21 protein-coding genes are annotated in these 16,444 nt (G+C 42.8%); 11 read left to right on the top strand and 10 right to left on the bottom strand.

The genetic code is table 11. The features are described 5' to 3' along the window. Positions 1-28: 28 nt before the first annotated feature. From QYF49_RS12605 to sspL, 4 genes are all read right to left on the bottom strand, one after another. Positions 29-442 (bottom strand): YtxH domain-containing protein, encoded by a 414-nt coding sequence (locus tag QYF49_RS12605; RefSeq protein WP_290399935.1) that lies wholly within the window; start codon positions 440-442, stop codon positions 29-31. 120 nt (positions 443-562) lie between these two features. Then, positions 563-748, bottom strand: coding sequence for a cold-shock protein (locus tag QYF49_RS12600; RefSeq protein WP_090232719.1), 186 nt, complete (start codon positions 746-748; stop codon positions 563-565). A gap of 76 nt (positions 749-824) precedes the next feature. Beyond that, on the bottom strand, positions 825-1,784 hold the full coding sequence (locus QYF49_RS12595; protein WP_290399934.1) for a helix-turn-helix transcriptional regulator: 960 nt from the start codon (positions 1,782-1,784) through the stop codon (positions 825-827). A gap of 165 nt (positions 1,785-1,949) precedes the next feature. Continuing rightward, positions 1,950-2,081, bottom strand: coding sequence for a small, acid-soluble spore protein L (sspL, locus tag QYF49_RS12590; RefSeq protein ID WP_290399933.1), 132 nt, complete (start codon positions 2,079-2,081; stop codon positions 1,950-1,952). Positions 2,082-2,213: 132 nt separating this feature from the next. On the opposite strand from sspL, the gene gnd reads away from it, so the two are divergent. After that, complete coding sequence (gene gnd / locus QYF49_RS12585; protein ID WP_290399932.1) at positions 2,214-3,110, top strand: phosphogluconate dehydrogenase (NAD(+)-dependent, decarboxylating); 897 nt, start codon at positions 2,214-2,216, stop codon at positions 3,108-3,110. Positions 3,111-3,188: 78 nt separating this feature from the next. Next, on the top strand, positions 3,189-3,710 hold the full coding sequence (locus QYF49_RS12580) for an acyl-CoA thioesterase (protein WP_290399931.1): 522 nt from the start codon (positions 3,189-3,191) through the stop codon (positions 3,708-3,710). A gap of 156 nt (positions 3,711-3,866) precedes the next feature. Here QYF49_RS12580 and QYF49_RS12575 read toward each other — a convergent pair whose 3' ends face one another. Continuing rightward, entirely contained in the window at positions 3,867-4,073 is a 207-nt protein-coding gene (locus tag QYF49_RS12575) for an alpha/beta-type small acid-soluble spore protein (protein WP_290399930.1), read from the bottom strand. Between the two features lie 245 nt (positions 4,074-4,318). On the opposite strand from QYF49_RS12575, the gene QYF49_RS12570 reads away from it, so the two are divergent. The 5 genes from QYF49_RS12570 to QYF49_RS12550 all read left to right on the top strand — a co-directional run bounded on the left by QYF49_RS12570 (position 4,319) and on the right by QYF49_RS12550 (position 8,567). Next, positions 4,319-4,747 carry a hypothetical protein gene (locus QYF49_RS12570; RefSeq protein WP_290399929.1) on the top strand — a complete coding sequence of 143 codons (429 nt, stop codon included), beginning with the start codon at positions 4,319-4,321 and terminating at the stop codon, positions 4,745-4,747. Next, complete coding sequence (yidC, locus tag QYF49_RS12565; RefSeq protein WP_290400439.1) at positions 4,698-5,432, top strand: membrane protein insertase YidC; 735 nt, start codon at positions 4,698-4,700, stop codon at positions 5,430-5,432. Before QYF49_RS12570 ends, yidC begins: the two co-directional genes overlap by 50 nt. Positions 5,433-5,572: 140 nt before the next feature. Beyond that, complete coding sequence (locus QYF49_RS12560; RefSeq protein ID WP_290399928.1) at positions 5,573-6,352, top strand: Cof-type HAD-IIB family hydrolase; 780 nt, start codon at positions 5,573-5,575, stop codon at positions 6,350-6,352. A 175-nt stretch (positions 6,353-6,527) separates the two neighbouring features. Further along, positions 6,528-7,619, top strand: a complete 1,092-nt coding sequence (locus QYF49_RS12555; protein WP_290399927.1) for an N-acetylmuramoyl-L-alanine amidase family protein — start codon at positions 6,528-6,530, stop codon at positions 7,617-7,619. A gap of 81 nt (positions 7,620-7,700) precedes the next feature. Further along, a complete protein-coding gene (locus QYF49_RS12550; RefSeq protein ID WP_290399926.1) occupies positions 7,701-8,567 on the top strand; it encodes a patatin-like phospholipase family protein in 867 nt (288 codons plus the stop codon). A 51-nt stretch (positions 8,568-8,618) separates the two neighbouring features. Here the strand turns inward: QYF49_RS12550 and QYF49_RS12545 are convergent, their stop codons facing one another. From QYF49_RS12545 to QYF49_RS12535, 3 genes are read right to left on the bottom strand one after another with little or no spacing between them, the layout of a single operon-like run. Beyond that, positions 8,619-9,581: an ABC transporter ATP-binding protein gene (locus tag QYF49_RS12545; protein WP_290399925.1), complete on the bottom strand. Its 963-nt coding sequence runs from the start codon at positions 9,579-9,581 to the stop codon at positions 8,619-8,621. Between the two features lie 14 nt (positions 9,582-9,595). After that, entirely contained in the window at positions 9,596-10,378 is a 783-nt protein-coding gene (locus QYF49_RS12540; protein ID WP_290399924.1) for an ABC transporter permease, read from the bottom strand. 2 nt (positions 10,379-10,380) lie between these two features. After that, entirely contained in the window at positions 10,381-11,160 is a 780-nt protein-coding gene (locus tag QYF49_RS12535) for an ABC transporter permease (RefSeq protein WP_290399923.1), read from the bottom strand. A 270-nt stretch (positions 11,161-11,430) separates the two neighbouring features. Between QYF49_RS12535 and QYF49_RS12530 the strand changes: the two genes are divergently transcribed. Next, on the top strand, positions 11,431-13,494 hold the full coding sequence (locus QYF49_RS12530; protein WP_290399922.1) for a peptidoglycan D,D-transpeptidase FtsI family protein: 2,064 nt from the start codon (positions 11,431-11,433) through the stop codon (positions 13,492-13,494). Positions 13,495-13,616: 122 nt separating this feature from the next. Here QYF49_RS12530 and QYF49_RS12525 read toward each other — a convergent pair whose 3' ends face one another. Beyond that, on the bottom strand, positions 13,617-13,730 hold the full coding sequence (locus tag QYF49_RS12525) for a YjcZ family sporulation protein (protein ID WP_234293139.1): 114 nt from the start codon (positions 13,728-13,730) through the stop codon (positions 13,617-13,619). A 220-nt stretch (positions 13,731-13,950) separates the two neighbouring features. Between QYF49_RS12525 and QYF49_RS12520 the strand changes: the two genes are divergently transcribed. Both QYF49_RS12520 and QYF49_RS12515 read left to right on the top strand, forming a co-directional pair. After that, the gene (locus tag QYF49_RS12520) at positions 13,951-14,043 is read left to right on the top strand and encodes a YjcZ family sporulation protein (protein ID WP_290399921.1); all 93 of its coding nucleotides are present in this window, start codon (positions 13,951-13,953) and stop codon (positions 14,041-14,043) included. A 131-nt stretch (positions 14,044-14,174) separates the two neighbouring features. After that, positions 14,175-14,705 carry a copper resistance CopC family protein gene (locus QYF49_RS12515; RefSeq protein ID WP_290399920.1) on the top strand — a complete coding sequence of 177 codons (531 nt, stop codon included), beginning with the start codon at positions 14,175-14,177 and terminating at the stop codon, positions 14,703-14,705. Positions 14,706-14,760: 55 nt separating this feature from the next. Here QYF49_RS12515 and QYF49_RS12510 read toward each other — a convergent pair whose 3' ends face one another. Beyond that, the gene (locus QYF49_RS12510) at positions 14,761-15,693 is read right to left on the bottom strand and encodes a metal ABC transporter solute-binding protein, Zn/Mn family (protein ID WP_290399919.1); all 933 of its coding nucleotides are present in this window, start codon (positions 15,691-15,693) and stop codon (positions 14,761-14,763) included. Between the two features lie 149 nt (positions 15,694-15,842). On the opposite strand from QYF49_RS12510, the gene QYF49_RS12505 reads away from it, so the two are divergent. Then, a complete protein-coding gene (locus tag QYF49_RS12505; RefSeq protein ID WP_290399918.1) occupies positions 15,843-16,355 on the top strand; it encodes a MogA/MoaB family molybdenum cofactor biosynthesis protein in 513 nt (170 codons plus the stop codon). The last annotated feature ends 89 nt before the right edge of the window (positions 16,356-16,444 follow it).

Below are 16,444 nucleotides of genomic sequence, written 5' to 3'. Positions count from 1 at the left end.
TGCGAAAAGCGCCGGGTTTTGATATCCATTATTCTCCGAGTGTCTGTTTCGTTGCTTCAGGAGAAGGGGGAAGTCCTGGATCGTTTTGCACTTTTGCTGAAGAAGGTGAATCCTCATTTTTGTTTCTCATGGCATTCATTTTTTCCTTCGCTTGAGAAGCCACCTGACTGGTTTTATCTTTCACGCTTCCCATCATGTTAGAAGCTTTTTCTTTGCCAGCCATCGTTCCCAGACGAGTTTGCAATTTTGCTTCGTCTTTCATTTGAAGCGTCTTTTCCTTTAGATTTAATGTTTGATTGGATAAATTCCGGCGCATTTCCTTTCCGGATTTTGGAGTCAGTAACAGAGCGGTTGCGGCTCCAACCAGGCCCCCAACAAGAACACCTTTAGTAAATTTAGCTTTGTCTTTGGTGTCAAGTGTATTCGCTGTTTGATTGTTCATGTCGAATTCCTCCTTTTCAAGTTCTATACCCAGCATGACTTATTGGTAAACATAAGGAATAGCTAGAAAAAAGGATCATATTATGAGTCCAAGGGACTTAAATATGATCCTGTTTCACCTTTATTTTAGCTCGGGGAGCATGCGGATTTCTTGAGTCATTTTTGATTTGCAAATCGGGCAGTCTGGTGTTTCCTGCAGCGAGTAATCTGCTCTCATCCAGCATGTGCACTCCTCATTTTCACATGCCCATACTTTCGTTTCTACGTCAGGAACTGGTTCGATCGGGTTTTTGGAAAAAAAGGCCATGGGTATCCCCCTTAAGTGTAATACTTACATTATACTCCTTTTTGGGAACTTTTATGAGTAAAAAGACTTTCAAACTTTAAAAGGTTGGAATCCTTTCATAGTTTCTACTCATAAGCTCGGTCTTTTTTCGTAATATGTCTGTGATTTCTGCTGGATGTACGACCTTGGCATCGTTTCCGAAGGTCCACATCAATTCCGCAAATCTGTGAATATCACTTGTAAGTATATACATTGAAACGATTCCGCTGGCATCGGTTTCTTGTAACACATAAGGGGAGAGAAAGGGATGTCTCAAAGCCTTTTTGATGCCTTCACTGTTTAATTTAATATGTAATTGGATCTTGTTGTCAGACGGCAGGAGATCTGCCCAGTTTGAAATCGTCACATTTGAGAAATCCATTAAATCTTGATGTTCCATTTGGATTGCCGCTTGTTTTACTTCATATAAATCGATCACATGAAAGTCGTTTTCTGTGTGACTATAACACGGACAATACCAGCCGCCGCTATCACAATAGATTCCGATGGGCTGCAGTCTGCCAAACCTGGTGTTCCCCTCCATCTCATAGTGTGCAGTGACCAGGCACTTCCTTAAAGATGCCTCCAGAAAAATCGGAAGGAAGGGTACGGGATCCGCACAGAATGGAAAGTGGATGAGCAATCTATTTTGAATTTCTTCAAACTTTTTGACAGCATCCTCCGGAAGATATTTAATAAATTTACCATGCCCAGAGACCGCTTCCCTTCTGAAAGGAAAGGATGCGCTCTTTTTGTAGGGCTGAAAGGCATATAGGAATGCAAGGGCTTCAGACTCCGTAAAACCTATGGGCGGCAAGATTCGTTCGTTTTCCAATTTATATCCCCCGTGGGGGCCGAACTCAGAAATGATCGGCAGTCCCATATCAATAAGGGAAAGAAGATCTCTTTGTATGGTGCGGGTTGAAACTTTGAACTCCTCTGCGAGTTCTTTGAGTGTAAAGCGCTTTTTCTTGTTGATGGACATTAATAATTGTTCATGCCGTTTTACCTTCGCCATTGATGTATCCTCAATCATAATAAAATAGTAGTTCTATTTTATATATCGTTCAAGGTTGAAGACATTTTACATAAAATTGAGGATTACTTTTTGAAAGCGGGCTGTTTCGTTAAAAAAATGCACGAGCGCAAGCGGTACGCTGTGCATTTTTTACAACACAACCCATTACTTTGTATTGCTCTTCTTTGCGGTATTCTCTAGTTTGGTTCTTGGGTCCGATGCAAATTCAGTATCACTTTTTCCTTGTGGGTTCACGCTGCTGGCTGCGCGGCCCTTTCCACTGCTTTTCTTTGTCATTTTGGATCACCTCCCTTTTTTATCGTTGCCAGCTTGGGAAGATTCATTCGCCGAATTCAGGTTAAATCGGCAATATTTGTGGAATAACTACTTGGGTAGGTATAGCAAAAGAATGCAGAGGATGTGATTCATATGGAAATTGGTCTGGTAGGTCTGGGGAAAATGGGGTTTAACATTGCCCAGAACATGCTTGATCACGATTTTAAGGTGATCGCTTTTGATATGAATAAAGAAACAGTAGATCAGATTTCTTCAAAAGGCGCACTCGGGGTACAAACACTTGAAGAGCTTGCCAAGGGTTTTACGGGCCGCAGGGCGATCATCCTATTGGTTCCTGCAGGGCCGGCTGTCGACAATGTGATCAGTGAGCTGGTGCCTTATCTGGACCAGGGAGACATCATTATCGATGCAGGGAATTCAAAGTACAAAGATACTCTCAGGCGTTATGAAGATTTGAAGGAAAAAGGAATTCATCTAGTGGATTGCGGTACGAGCGGAGGAACGGAAGGTGCACGCCATGGAGTATGTGTCATGGTCGGCGGGGATGAAGATGCTGTAGATTATGTGGCGCCGCTCTATGAAAAGATTTCAATAGAAAACGGGTTTATGAAAACGGGAAAAGCAGGAAGCGGACACTTCTTAAAGATGGTACACAATGGAATCGAATACGGGATGATGCAGGCGATCGCTGAAGGATTTGAGATTTTGGATAAAAGTGATTTTGAGTATGACTATGAAGCTGTAGCTAAAGTATGGAATAATGGCTCAGTCATCCGTTCTTGGCTGATGGAACTTATGGAGAATGCGTTTTCCAAACAGCCAAAGCTTGAAGATATTCGCGGTGTCATGAACTCTTCAGGGGAAGGAATATGGACGATAGAGGCGGCGCTTGATTACCAGGCCACAGCTCCTGTCATTGCGCTTTCGCAATTCATGAGGTTCAGATCACTTGAGGATGATACCTTCCATGGGAAAGTGGTAGCGGCTCTCCGTAATGAGTTCGGAGGACATGCTGTTGTGAAGAAATAATGTCTTTTACTAAACCTTTGCTTTATTGCAGAGGTTTTTTTCATATAATGATACTTAATAGGAGTGTGATAAGAAAGCATGAATCCAAAAGAAAAATTTGTCCGGGAGTCCCGAACGGTAAAATCAAGTGTCGTTCTTCCGCCAGACACCAACAATCATGGGACGTTGTTCGGCGGTAAACTGATGGCCTATATCGACGATGTAGCTGCCATCTCAGCAATTCGGCATGCACGCTGCAATGTGGTAACAGCATCAACCGACTCAGTTGATTTCTTGCATCCGATCAGAGTGGGAAATTCAGTGTGCCTGGAATCATATGTAACGTGGACGCACAAAACATCGATGGAGGTATTCGTAAAAATAACGTCTGAAAATTTGTTTACAGGCGAGAGGAAGGTTTGTGCAGTTTCGTTTTTAACCTTTGTAGCACTTGGAGAAGACGGCAAACCAACACCTGTGCCAAAAGCCGTTCCGGAGTCGGAGGAGGAAAAATGGCTTCACCAGGGAGCAGAGGAAAGGGCTGTTAACCGAAGAAAAAGAAAAGAAAGCAGCAAGAAACTTGCTGAAGAATTCGGTACGCAAAAGCCATGGGAATTTTAAAATTAGTTTTATGAAAGTCTTTTCTTTATCAAACTGCTTTCGTCATGTTATAATAAAGTTACCTTTTTCCAGCCAGGGATACGAGAACCCTGGCTTTTTGCATGCAAAAAAGAGTGGACCCTTGTCCAACCCTTTTCCCGATTAGGAGAGTTAATATTAAGGACGGAATCCGCCACCAAGTTGTTGTTCAGCCATTTGTACAAGTCGTTTAGTGATTTCACCACCAACTGATCCATTCGCGCGAGCAGAAGTATCTGCACCAAGTTGTACACCAAATTCAGATGCGATTTCATACTTCATTTGGTCAAGGGCTTGTTGAGCTCCGTTCACCAATAGTTCGTTAGAGTTGTTGTTGCGTGCCATATTTATCACCTCCTTGTATTACTAGTTTGGTTCGCGACTTTGAAAATATGCATGAAAAAGAAATATATTTTAAGGGTCACGTTTTCTTTTGTTTTTCCGTATAGTATCTTATCCCCCTATATTTGATTAGACGCCGTGCTGACCTCCCACACGGCGTTTATTTCTGTTGTGGCCGTTTGCTTCGATCACACTTGATGTTCACTATCTTTTTAGCACATAAGGGAGTATACTGTTAACAAAAGGGGGTGAGTCCGATCGAACCGATATTTGAACTGTTATGTGAGATGGATGTGATGTTGATCTCACTGGGGTTAACACTGGCTCTTCTTGGCATCAGCAGACATATTATGATGCAATGCCCTGAAACGATAAAGAAAAGCAGCCAGCCTAAAATCACTGACCAGAACAAAACACTGAAGATTCGACTGAATCCTAGTTTGGTCCAAAACTTTTGTTTTATGAGAAACCATGTCACACACAGGAAATACCTAAAGGAAGCACCGGATGATAATGACAGCCATTCCTTCTTGTTACTGCAATCAGAGGCAAAACCAACAAGGAGGAAAAGGAATGAAACAAAAGAAACAACGGTCAGGACTCGCACGCGGATTACAGCTTTTTACAATGATAGTAGGGATATGGGTACTGGCAGGGTGCAGCAGAGCGCCAGTTAATGCACAAAGCCACGGAGTATGGAGCCACTACTTCGTTTATCCATTTTCAGAAGTCATTCAGTTTGTAGCCACTTTCTTTAACGGAAATTATGGACTGGCTATCATCTTTTTGACGATCATCATTCGGTGTCTATTGTTGCCATTCACCGTTTCTCAAACGAAAAATCAGCAAAAGATGAAAGAACTTCAGCCTGAAATGAAAAGAATTCGTGAGAAATATCAAAGTAAAGACAGAGAAACTCAAACAAAAATGCAGCAGGAAGTTATGGCTCTTTACCAAAAGCATGGTGTAAACCCTGTGTCTATGGGTTGTTTGCCCCTGCTGATTCAAATGCCGATTTTGCTGGCGTTTTATTATGCGATCATACGGACAAAAGAAATTTCAGCACACAATTTTTTATGGTTCAATCTGGGTACTCCAGATCACACACACATTCTGCCGATCATTGCAGCAGTGACTACGTTTATTCAGTACAAAATCATTAACCGGCAGCTTGAGCAAGTTAATCCGCAAATTCAGATGATGGGTTATATCATGCCATTAATCATTGTTTTCTCTGCGTGGAGGCTATCAGCTGTCCTGCCAATGTATTGGATTGTCGGAAATATCTTCATGACGATTCAAAGCCTTGTGATCAACCGCAGGCGTAAAGACATCCAAACGACGGCTAATTCAAATTCTTAAGTCTTTGGAACTCTCCAACCATGGAGGGTTCTTCTCTTTTCAGTTTGAAGCGTTTTGGTTCTAGCTGGTTGACAACTTAATGGCAGAAATTCATCATAGGTAGTAGATATAGATAGAAGATAGTAGACAGGAGTGATCGCATGAGAGAAAAGATGGTGTTTTTTGATATAGACGGAACACTGATCGATGAAAGCACAGGGAAAATTCCGGATTCAACAAAGGAAGCCCTGCATCAGCTTCGGAAGAAAGGTATTCATACGGGAATCGCAACAGGCCGGGCCCCTTTTATGTTTGAACACCTATTAAAGGAACTGGAAATGGACTCGTTTATTAGCTTTAATGGATCGTATGTCGTCTTCGAGGGGGAAGTGATCTATAAAGCAGCATTGGATGTTGAAAGGCTGAAGGACCTCGAGAAGATCGCTGTTCAAGCAGAGCATCCACTTGTATTCCTGGATCACGCCAAAGCAACCACCAATAAAGAATACGCTGAGGTGGTATATGAAAGTACGAAACATCTGCTTTCGGAGTATCCTTCTTTCGATGATAGATACTATCATAACAATGATGTCTTTCAGGCTCTTCTTTTTTGTGATGAAGAATTTGAGCAGCCGTATAGAAATGATTACAGAGGAACCTTTGATTTTATCCGCTGGCATCAGCATGCGATTGACGTAATGCCGTTCGGCGGATCAAAAGCAAAGGGAATCGAAGAACTTCTTAAACGCACGACGATTCACAGAAAAGATACCTTTTCGTTCGGAGATGCTTTAAATGACATCGAGATGCTTCAATCTTCAGGCATGGGAATTGCCATGGGCAACGGGAGGCCTGAAGCCAAAAAGGCAGCTCACTATATTACAAAACCTGTCGGTGAGGATGGGATATGGCACGGATTGAAGTACGCAGGGTTAATATAGGTTCGAGGCGGACACAGCTTTTTTAAAGCTTGTCCGTTTTCTTGTCATCAAAAATAGAAATGACGCACTCTTTGGGAACTTTTGATACTTCCTGACAGCGGGCAGGTTTCATTTTATTCCTTGTAGAATTGTTCTCCATATCATTTTAAGAAGAATGAATGGGGCTGAGAATGAGTTGAAAAAATTCATGATAGGTACTGTCATGCTGTTGGCTATCAGCCAAACGGTGAATTTGTCTCAATCATTTGCATTCGGAACCACAGAAGCAGAGGTGGCCGCCGATCATTTGAACGTCAGGAGTATGGATTCAATGTCTGCTCCTGCTATCGGAACGGTACGAAAAGGAGAGAGGCTGTCGATCCTCTCCGAAAGAAATGGATGGGCACAGATTGATTTTCATGGAAAAACGGGCTGGGTATCTGCCGTGTATTTGTCCAAAAGAGAAAGCGCACCTGATAATAAACAAGCATCATTTGCAACCGTAACAGGCGGTGATGTTAGAATAAGAAAAACTCCAGATCTTCATTCCGCTGTTCTCGGAACCATTGAGGAGCGTGAAAAAGTAAACGTTTTGAAAACGAAGAGTGACTGGTGGTATGTCAGAACAAAAAATGGTGCAGAAGGCTGGGTATCTGCACAGTATTTGAAACCAAAGGAAGCAGGAATTTCGGATGTTCTGCCGAACCGTACATGGAACGGGAATGAAGCGGTCAAAAATGGTATAAAAGGAAAGCGGATCGTGTTAGATCCAGGACACGGCGGGGGTGACACGGGAGCGAAGGGAGCCAATCACTCGTCCCTGGAATCTGTGCTGACCCTTCGTACCGCACTCCTAGCCGCTGAAAAACTTCGAGCCGCAGGTGCCATTGTTGTGATGACCCGGATGAGTGATCAATATTTTTCGCTGGCGAACCGTGTGTTCCAAAGTGAATCTGTATTTGCAGATGCGTTTATCAGTATCCACTATAATTCTTCACTAAAGCCTCATGCCAGAGGGCTGTCCACTTTTTACAATAAGCCATTTGATAAAGAACTTGCTCAATCCATTCAAGATTCCATTTTAGATCATAGAACGAATCTTGAAGACCGAGGAGTTCAATTTGGAGATTACTATGTCATCAGGGAAAATCAGCGGCCAGCAGTCCTTGTTGAATTAGGGTTTTTATCGAATCAACATGACGAGTTCCAGGCAGAAACAGACATCTTTCAAGAGAATGCCGCGAATGGATTGGCAGATGGACTTAAGGTTTATTTCGATTCTAACTAGCCAGAAGTGCCGGGCACTTTATTGGCTTTTTCATAGAATATTACATATAGTGAACTATTATAGAGAAAAGAGGTAGCTCACATGATAGGAACGGGTCTTGTACTAGAAGGCGGGGGAATGCGGGGAGTATACACCGCAGGAGTGCTTGATTATTTTATGGACAAGGATTTGTATTTTCCTTATGTCATTGGCGTTTCTGCAGGAGCCTGCAATGCGACTTCCTATCTATCCAGGCAAAGAGGAAGAAACCGAATTGTTAACATCGATTTTGTACGTCATCCCGAGTACATTTCTTATAAAAACTTATTGTTGAAGCGCAAAGGGCTCTTCGGAATGGATTTGATATTTGATGAAATTCCAAACAAACATGTCCCTTTTGATTTTGAAGCCTTTGAAAATGCTAAAGAGCGTTTTGTGATCGGTACCACAGACAGCGAGACCGGTTTGCCGGTCTATTTTGAAAAAGCCGATCATCAGGAACATATTCTTACTGTTCTTAGAGCTTCGGCATCGCTTCCTTTTATGGCGCCGGTTATCGAATATAAAGGAATGAAACTGCTGGACGGCGGGGTGGCGGATCCCATTCCTGTCAAAAAGGCAATAGCAGATGGAAACAAGAGAAACGTCATTGTTTTAACACAGAATAAAGGCTATAGAAAAAGCAAAACGAAGATGGAATGGCTGGCGAGAAAGCTGTACCAGTCTCAGCCGGGAATGTCTGATGTTTTGATCAACCGCTACAAGCATTATAATGAAACTCTTGATTACATTGAAGAACTTGAGATCAACAATGAGGTATTCGTCATACGTCCGAAGCAGAAGCTGGAGGTAGGCAGAGCTGAGCGCGATCCTGTTAAGCTCCATGCCCTTTATGACCGTGGCATTGAAGACGCTATGAACCTTTATGAGCAGCTGGAAGAGTGGCTGTTACTGGAAAAGACACATTGATAGATAAAGGCGGATGAGAGGCAGGAGTCTCCCATCCGCCTTTGTTAGTTATCAGTAAATATTCTGTATGACCTCTTCAATATCTGGTTCCGTCATCTGAATATCCAGCGGCGTTCCCCACTTCGATATCTCCCGCAATAGAACAGGAGAAGAAATTTTTGAACGGTCATACACGATCGTACATTTCCTGCCGGTGCATTCCGCCCTTTCAATACCTTCCAACTCATTGGGTTTAGGCAAGTATTCATACGTGACGGTAAGAATACTCGGAAGGCCGATATGAGTACGAAGCTTCTCCAGCGTCCCGTCCAGTATCTTTCGGCCTTGGTTAATGACGATGACGCGGCTGCATAATTGTTCAATGTCATCCATGTCGTGTGTGGTGAGAATGACGGTTTTCTTCTCTGCCTTGTTCATTTCCTGTAAAAAATCACGGATTTTATGTTTTGCTACAATATCGAGGCCGATGGTCGGCTCATCAAGAAATAAGACAGGCGGATTATGAATCATTGCTGCTGCAAGATCCGCCCTCATCCTTTGGCCAAGTGACAATTTTCTGACCGGGGTATGCAGAAATTGACCAATATCAAGAAGATCATCATAGTGTTTCAGAAACTTTTGGTAAGCCCTGTCTTCTATTTTGTACATATGTTTCAGTATCTCGAACGAATCTTTAACCGGGAGGTCCCACCAAAGCTGTGTTCGCTGCCCAAATACGATACCGATGCGTTGGGCAAGTTTTTTTCGGTGCTTTTGAGGGTCGATCCCAAGAACGGTGACTTTTCCCGAAGTCGGGTGCAGGATCCCTGAGAGCATTTTGATCGTGGTTGACTTGCCCGCTCCATTCGGTCCGATATAACCAACAAACTCACCTTCATTTATTTTAAAAGAGATGGAATCAACAGCGTTTTTTTCCTCGTATTCTCCCGAAAACAGAGAGAGCATGGAACCAAGCGTTCCTTTTTTCGATTTATAGATCTTAAAGCATTTTCGCAGCTGGTGCGCTTCAATCATCGTTCAATCCCTCCTCAGGTTCCCGTACTATGATAGAACTGGATGCCATAATTCCAAAATTTCAATGAGACATAAAAGAACAGGGCAGCTACAAAGATCGGAAGCAGAAGAAAATACAGACTGCCTCCTTTTTGTAGAAGATACAGCATGGGCACGTAGTTGATAAACGCTACTGGTATGACCGTGAAAAAGATCATCTTCAGCCAGCCCGGATAGATGTTCATAGGATAATTGGCTGCATTAAAAGGTGCATAGAGCGTAAAGGTCTGGAAATCTTTAATCCGCTGTGTCCAAAAAGCAAGGGTTGCAGTAAAAAGCGCAAGCGAATAGGAAATCGCACATCCGCATACAAGGATAACAGGAAGGTAAGCTGCTATATATATCAGCTCCTGCTCCTGAGACAAGCCATACAGTGAAAGGCAAAGAATAAGAATGCCCTGCAGGATCCCTCCGATCCGGCTAAGATCGAGATTCTTTGAAAGAAGCAAAACAAGTGGGGAGACCGGGCGTATCAGCAGGCTGTCAAATTCCCCTTCTATTATATATTTTTCAAACTCGTGCAGTTCAGGCGCCAGCGTTCGGTACAGAGAAAGTGAGATGGATGAGATCGCGTAAAGAATGCCTACCTCATAAATATTCCAGCCTTTTATCTGCCCAAAACGGTTCAAAATAGCGGCAAGAAGAACAAAGTCAATCATCATGATGACACCATACGAAACCATGGAAAAAATAAAATTCATTTTGTATTGCATTCTTGACCGTATACTTGCGCTGACAAGCTTTATGTATAATTTCATATTCATCCTCCCTGAATTTCAATCTTTTGCCGGGCAAGGAAAGTGATCCATTGGTTCAGCAGCAGCAGTACAAGAAACCAGCCTGCCTGGATCAGGAGAACCGACAAGCTCGCTTTTTCGAGAAAAATCATGACCGGATAATAAACGACACCGGCAAATGGCAGCCATTCAGCCACTAAGGACAGCGGGCCAGGCAAAAAAGTCAAAGGGACCATTTGGCCGCCCAGAGAGAACATTAAGGTCAAGTTAATAAAGTGAGCCCATGATATCTCAGTTGTCCAGCAGGACGAAATTCCGATCAGGTAAAAGATGTTCAGTGAAATGCCGACAGCCAGCAGTACAGAAAGAAGGGTATATCCATAGGTGGGAAGGTGGGCAGGGATGTAGAATCCGACGGTTATGGTGAAAATCAAACCGATAGGAAGACTTCTGAAGAGGGCATTGTATCCGATTCGTCCAGCCTCCTGGCTCGTTATGTAGAAAAAATAGTTCGTTGGTCTTGCCAATTCCAGCGAGATGGAGCCGTTTCTTACACCTAGCTGAATGCCGAGGCCGGCCGTTAAAAACACGGTCATCCACAAGATGCATTGGCTCGCCCCCATATAAAAGGTCATGTCCATGATACTGAAAGGACTATTTTGTTCTTTTCCTGTCAATACAGCCGACCATATCGCGATGTAAACAAAGCCGAAGATGGCAGAAGCGGCATTATTAATGAGGTGGGAAAGGCGGTATTGCATATTTCGAGAAAAACTTTTCCTAAACAGAAGCCAATAAACCATTTCATTCCTCCTTTTCAAAGTATTTTTGGCACAGGATTTTTAATATAGCAAATAATGAGAATAGAGGCAATATGTGAATAAGCCACCTTATTCGCAGCCGAGCTTTATCGTAAAATTTTCAGTCATTATTCACGCGTAAGGGCTGGATAAATATCCCGCTTTTTTTGAAAAAAATTCTTATGAAAAACTTGGAATCTTTATCAAACTTTAGTAATCTAGTAGGGAAGGTTTTGTAATATAATTGTAATAATCTATTGGGAGGAACGGGTTATGGAAACTCAAAAGAAAAATAAAAAGAAAAAGAACCACCTTCCTTTTCGCTTGAATATACTATTTGTTGCCGTATTTCTTCTTTTTTCTATTCTTATACTCCGTCTCGGTGTTCTTCAGATCGTGAACGGGGAAGAAAAAAGGCAGGAGTCCGAAGCCATAAAAAAAGAAGAAGCGAAGAAAGAAGCTCCCCGCGGCAAGATTCTTGACCGCTACCAGCGAGTCGTAGTGGACAACAAACCTTATTTTACGCTCACGTACACGAAGACGAGCAGCACCAAAGCAGTAGATACGTATAGGATCGCCAAGTGGCTGTCACAGCATATTAAAGTTGACGAAAAAAAGGTCACTGAACGTGATAAGAAGGACTTTTTCATCGTAAAAACAGGTGTGGAGAAGCTTATGAAAGAGCGGCTGACACCAGCTGAAGCCAAAAAGCTCAACAATGAGAAAGAGTACAAGCTGCTTGTCGACCGGATCACAAAAAAGGATCTGGATACCCTGACTAAGATCGATAGGCAGATTCTGGCGATCAAGCGTGAGATGGATGCCGGTTATGCGTATTCCGCTTCACCGGTAAAGAAAAATTTGACTGACCGCGAGATATCCATCATTTCTGAAAACCTGGATCAGCTCCCAGGCGTTGATATCATGCCGGATGCCGACCGCACCTATCCTTTCGGCGACTCACTTAAAACCATTTTTGGGCGGGTAAAGCAGATGCCGAAAGAACAGCAGGAGTATCTTGCGGCCCTAAATTATGACCGAACCGACCAGGTCGGGATCAGCGGGCTAGAAGCGCAGTATCAGGAAACGCTTCGCGGTACGAAAGAGAAGAGCATTTACCTCACAAACCCAAAAACGGGAAAAACACTGGGAGAACCGAAAGTCATTCCGGGTAAACGCGGAAAAGATCTTGTCCTCACGATCGATATGGAGCTTCAGCACAAGATGGAGAAAATTCTTGAAGAAGAGATTAGAAAAGGACGCGCTGACCGCGGCAATGAGCTCATGAGATCCGCCTATATTGTTATGATGAATCCGAAGACCGGGGAAATCTATACGATCGCCGGCAAAAAGATGAACAGTGACGGCGAATTTGTCAATGACTCATACGGAGCACTGTTTGATGCGTATGAGATGGGATCGGCGGTCAAGGGAGCTACTGTTCTTACCGGTCTGCATAAAGGCGTGATCCATATGGGTGAATATATTTACGACGCACCCCTTAAATTTGGAAGTTTGACAAAGAAATCACATGCCAATATGGGAAGCATCAATGATTTGACCGCTTTAAAAAAATCGTCCAACGTATATATGTACAATATTGTGATGAGATTAGGCAAGTTCAGCTACAATACGAAAACCTTCTACGGAGACAATCGTTACCTTGGTTTTGATGTGATGAGATATTATTTTAGCCAATTTGGATTGGGTGTAAAGACCGGCATTGATTTCCCAAATGAATCCACAGGCTATAATGGGGGCTACACCAACCAAGTAGGGAATATGATCGATATGGGGATTGGCCAGTTTGACACGTATACTCCCATTCAGATGGTGCAATATGTATCCACCATCGCAAACGGAGGATACAGGGTGCAGCCCAGGCTTGTAAAAGAAATTCGCGAACCGCAAACGGAAAATCATATTGAAGGTAAACTGGTCGAGCGGTTTGAACCGAGTATTCTTAATGAGATAGATATGGATAAAAGTTATATTCATCGGGTCCAGCAGGGATTCTGGGAAGTTTACCACTCTCCGGGAGGAACCGCCGCACAATATTTTAACAGTTCGAAATACCATAATGCTGCGGGGAAAACAGGTACGGCCCAGGTTAAAAAATATGATAAAAATGGAAACTTCATTGCCGATAAAGATAATTTGACATTAGTTGGATACGCACCATATGACAATCCGGAGATCGCTTTTGCGATTATCGTACCGGATGCTTCACCGTACAGCGGAACGCAAGCGGTCAACAAGCACATCGGACAGCGGGCTCTGGAGACGTATTGGGCGTTGAAGAAGAAGACCGAGACGGAAGAACAAGCGAAGCAATAAAAAGAAGCACTGAGCGGCGCTCAGTGCTTTAATTATGGGTTTTGGTTACTGGAAAACAATTTGCGTTAATCGTAGTTCATAATGACAAGGAAAAGATCTGCATCTTTTCCTTGTTCAGTGCATTAGCAGAATGCACAAGCACATCCGATGATAATCAAAAGCACGAACAGTACCACGATCAAAGCGAAACCACTTCCGCCTGCTGCGAATCCCATATGTGTTACCTCCTTTGTCATAAACTCCAACATCTCCCTAACACTATATGGCGCTTTGCTTTTTTTGTATGGGACAAATGCGGATAAGCTTGGAAAATAGGCGTATTTTCAGATGGTCTTTACATCCCCTGCAGAACAGAAAGTTTTTAAAAAATAGACTCTTGTACCGGTTCGCACAGCCTGGCCGCTTCATATGTTATGGGTGTAGAACGTTAAACATCTCGAAAGAGGAGGTAACAAAATGTCATTTGGACACGGTGGAAGTGGATTCGCCCTTATTGTGGTACTGTTCATTTTGTTAATTATCATAGGCTGTGCTTGTGCATTTTGCTAAGCCCTGATCAGGCATGAAAAAAAGTTAACAGAAAAGGCCCCCGGATTTCTCATCATCTGGGTGGTCTTTTTTAATGTTTTCCATTACAGTATATATAGCAACGAGGAAAATAAAGGAGATGTAACTGTCGCATGAAGAAGTACATATTGATTCTAACCGGAGTTTTTTTTCTTTGTTCTGCGTCGATCGCGTCCGCTCATACTGGACTGGAATCTTCTAATCCCGCAGAAGGCGCAGTAGTCAAAGAAAACATAAGCAAGATTACACTGACCTTTGAATCAAAAATTGAAAATTTAAGCACGATGAAAGTCACACGGGATGGTAAACCAATAGATGTAAAAGTGGACGTGAACAATAGTGTCATGACCGGGTCTGCATCATCTCCCTTTGAAAACGGAAGGTATCAAGTAAACTATAAGATTATCGGTGCTGATGGACATATTATTCAAAAGGATTATTCCTTTGATGTTCAAAAGCCGCAGGAAAAGAAGGCGGAAGAGCCAAAAAGAGAAAAAGCAAAGGATGAAAAATCTCAAAAGGAAGAAGAAAAAGCAGGAAAGGCTGAAACGAAGTCAAACCAAGCTGCAGCACCGCTGTTTATTGCCGTGCTCCTCATTGTGATCATTGGAGCCGTGCTGTTTATTAAGAAAAGAAAACAATAAGCTAACCTAAAAAGGCAGGAATGTGAATCAATGAATGACTCATGTTCCTGCTTTTTTATTGCAGGGCTTGTTTTATGACTTGAACATTTTTTTGCATGAGTGATAAATAATCCTCGTCCGCTTCAGCATCTTTAGGACTGAGCGTTTCCAGATTTCTTAATTTTAGCGTTTTTGCTCCGGTTTCTTTTTCAACCACTCTGGCCACTTTATCGCTCGCGCTGTTCTCAAGGAGCACATAGCGGATATGCTTTGCCTTGGCGTGTTTGATTAAGGCTCGCAGCTGCTTTTGAGACGGTTCCTGGGAAGTGGAGAGGCCGGAAACAGGTATCTGTTTCAATCCATAACGATGCTCCCAGTAACCATAGGCAGCATGGGACACAATGATCTCCTTATTAGGACTTTCGTTGACCGTTAGATGGAAGGATTCATCCAGCCTTTTTAGATCCTTCCTTAATGACCGGTAATTCTTTTGAAAATCTGATTTCGCTTTTGGATTCAGATCGATCAATGCCTTTTCAATATTTTTTGCCATTTGAATGGAGTACACCGGATCGAGCCAGATGTGAGGATCTTTATCCCCGTGTTCGTCATGTACCTCATCATGGTGCTCTGTTTTTTCGAGCGTAAGGCCTTCTGCAGCTTTAACGGTTTTTACGCCTTCTTTTTTAACTGTTTCATTCACTTTATCTGCAAAACCTTCAATGCCTGTTCCATTATAGATAAAAGCATCGCTATCAGATATTTTGATCATGTCCTTCGTAGAAGGTTCAAAAGAATGGGCGTCAGTTCCCGGGGGTACCACGTTGGATACAGAAACATGCTTGCCTCCGATTCTTTCCGTAAAGTATTCGAGGGGATAAAGCGTTGTTGTTATGGTAAGCTTATGAGGGCTGTTTAATTTATGTTTTGTGCCTTTCGCGCAGCCCGATAGGATCAAGGATCCGATGATCATAAACGCCAGGGCGGCATAGACATATTTTTTGTTCATTTGATTGCTCCTTCCGGTCTAATTATAACGGAAACGTTACGTTTTGCAAAGCGTATTTATTCCGATTTATTCCTTTGATCAAAACAATAGACTTCTTATTATGAATAAAGGATAATACATCCATTACTAAGTTTTGAAAGGAGAAGCATATGAGTGTTGAAGAGCATAAAAAAGAAGCCCCTTTATCTGTCTCCTGCAAGATTATTACAGTAAGTGATACAAGATCAGTAGAAACCGATCGCAGTGGCAGCCTGATCAAAGATCAGCTATTGTCAAATGGCCATGCGGTCGCGGAGTACGTCATTGTAAAAGACGAGCAGGAAGAGATTCAATCGGCTGTCTTGAACGGTTGTCAAACAACTGAAATTCAGGCGATTTTAATCAATGGAGGAACAGGTATTGCAGCCAGGGATGTGACCATTGAAACGCTGAAACCAATGTTTACAAAAGAGATCACGGGATTTGGTGAACTGTTTCGAATGCTGAGTTATACAGAGGATATTGGATCTGCTGCTATTTTAAGCAGAGCAGCAGCAGGAGTCGTTGGTTCCACAGCTGTTTTTGCCATGCCTGGATCTTCCGGGGCGGCTGCACTTGCCATGAAGAAACTGATCCTGCCCGAGCTCGCCCATGTCATTCGGGAAATCAATAAAGATTTATAAAGAACGACAGAATACAGTTCTTCTCTCAAGCTGTAATAAAAGTGTCCGCTATCCAATAAATTTCAGTAAAGCTTAATGAAAGCTGAAAC

The organism is Fictibacillus terranigra (assembly GCF_030412265.1).
Classification (GTDB): domain Bacteria; phylum Bacillota; class Bacilli; order Bacillales; family Fictibacillaceae; genus Fictibacillus_C; species Fictibacillus_C terrinigri.
The sequence above is the reverse complement of the archived record's forward strand: the minus strand, read 5'-3'. Positions and strand labels throughout refer to the sequence as shown.

Excerpts from the sequence above, each read along its gene's own strand:
- QYF49_RS12560 (WP_290399928.1), top strand. The coding sequence starts at position 5,573 with ATGAGAGAAAAGATGGTGTTTTTTGATATAGACGGAACACTGATCGAT.
- QYF49_RS12595 (WP_290399934.1), bottom strand. The coding sequence starts at position 1,784 with ATGGCGAAGGTAAAACGGCATGAACAATTATTAATGTCCATCAACAAG.
- QYF49_RS12550 (WP_290399926.1), top strand. The coding sequence starts at position 7,701 with ATGATAGGAACGGGTCTTGTACTAGAAGGCGGGGGAATGCGGGGAGTA.
- QYF49_RS12580 (WP_290399931.1), top strand. The coding sequence starts at position 3,189 with ATGAATCCAAAAGAAAAATTTGTCCGGGAGTCCCGAACGGTAAAATCA.
- yidC (WP_290400439.1), top strand. The coding sequence starts at position 4,698 with ATGATAGTAGGGATATGGGTACTGGCAGGGTGCAGCAGAGCGCCAGTT.
- QYF49_RS12575 (WP_290399930.1), bottom strand. The coding sequence starts at position 4,073 with ATGGCACGCAACAACAACTCTAACGAACTATTGGTGAACGGAGCTCAA.
- gnd (WP_290399932.1), top strand. The coding sequence starts at position 2,214 with ATGGAAATTGGTCTGGTAGGTCTGGGGAAAATGGGGTTTAACATTGCC.
- QYF49_RS12600 (WP_090232719.1), bottom strand. The coding sequence starts at position 748 with ATGGCCTTTTTTTCCAAAAACCCGATCGAACCAGTTCCTGACGTAGAA.
- QYF49_RS12540 (WP_290399924.1), bottom strand. The coding sequence starts at position 10,378 with ATGAAATTATACATAAAGCTTGTCAGCGCAAGTATACGGTCAAGAATG.
- QYF49_RS12535 (WP_290399923.1), bottom strand. The coding sequence starts at position 11,160 with ATGGTTTATTGGCTTCTGTTTAGGAAAAGTTTTTCTCGAAATATGCAA.
- QYF49_RS12545 (WP_290399925.1), bottom strand. The coding sequence starts at position 9,581 with ATGATTGAAGCGCACCAGCTGCGAAAATGCTTTAAGATCTATAAATCG.
- QYF49_RS12505 (WP_290399918.1), top strand. The coding sequence starts at position 15,843 with ATGAGTGTTGAAGAGCATAAAAAAGAAGCCCCTTTATCTGTCTCCTGC.
- QYF49_RS12530 (WP_290399922.1), top strand. The coding sequence starts at position 11,431 with ATGGAAACTCAAAAGAAAAATAAAAAGAAAAAGAACCACCTTCCTTTT.
- QYF49_RS12515 (WP_290399920.1), top strand. The coding sequence starts at position 14,175 with ATGAAGAAGTACATATTGATTCTAACCGGAGTTTTTTTTCTTTGTTCT.
- QYF49_RS12525 (WP_234293139.1), bottom strand. The coding sequence starts at position 13,730 with ATGACAAAGGAGGTAACACATATGGGATTCGCAGCAGGCGGAAGTGGT.
- QYF49_RS12605 (WP_290399935.1), bottom strand. The coding sequence starts at position 442 with ATGAACAATCAAACAGCGAATACACTTGACACCAAAGACAAAGCTAAA.
- QYF49_RS12520 (WP_290399921.1), top strand. The coding sequence starts at position 13,951 with ATGTCATTTGGACACGGTGGAAGTGGATTCGCCCTTATTGTGGTACTG.
- sspL (WP_290399933.1), bottom strand. The coding sequence starts at position 2,081 with ATGACAAAGAAAAGCAGTGGAAAGGGCCGCGCAGCCAGCAGCGTGAAC.
- QYF49_RS12510 (WP_290399919.1), bottom strand. The coding sequence starts at position 15,693 with ATGAACAAAAAATATGTCTATGCCGCCCTGGCGTTTATGATCATCGGA.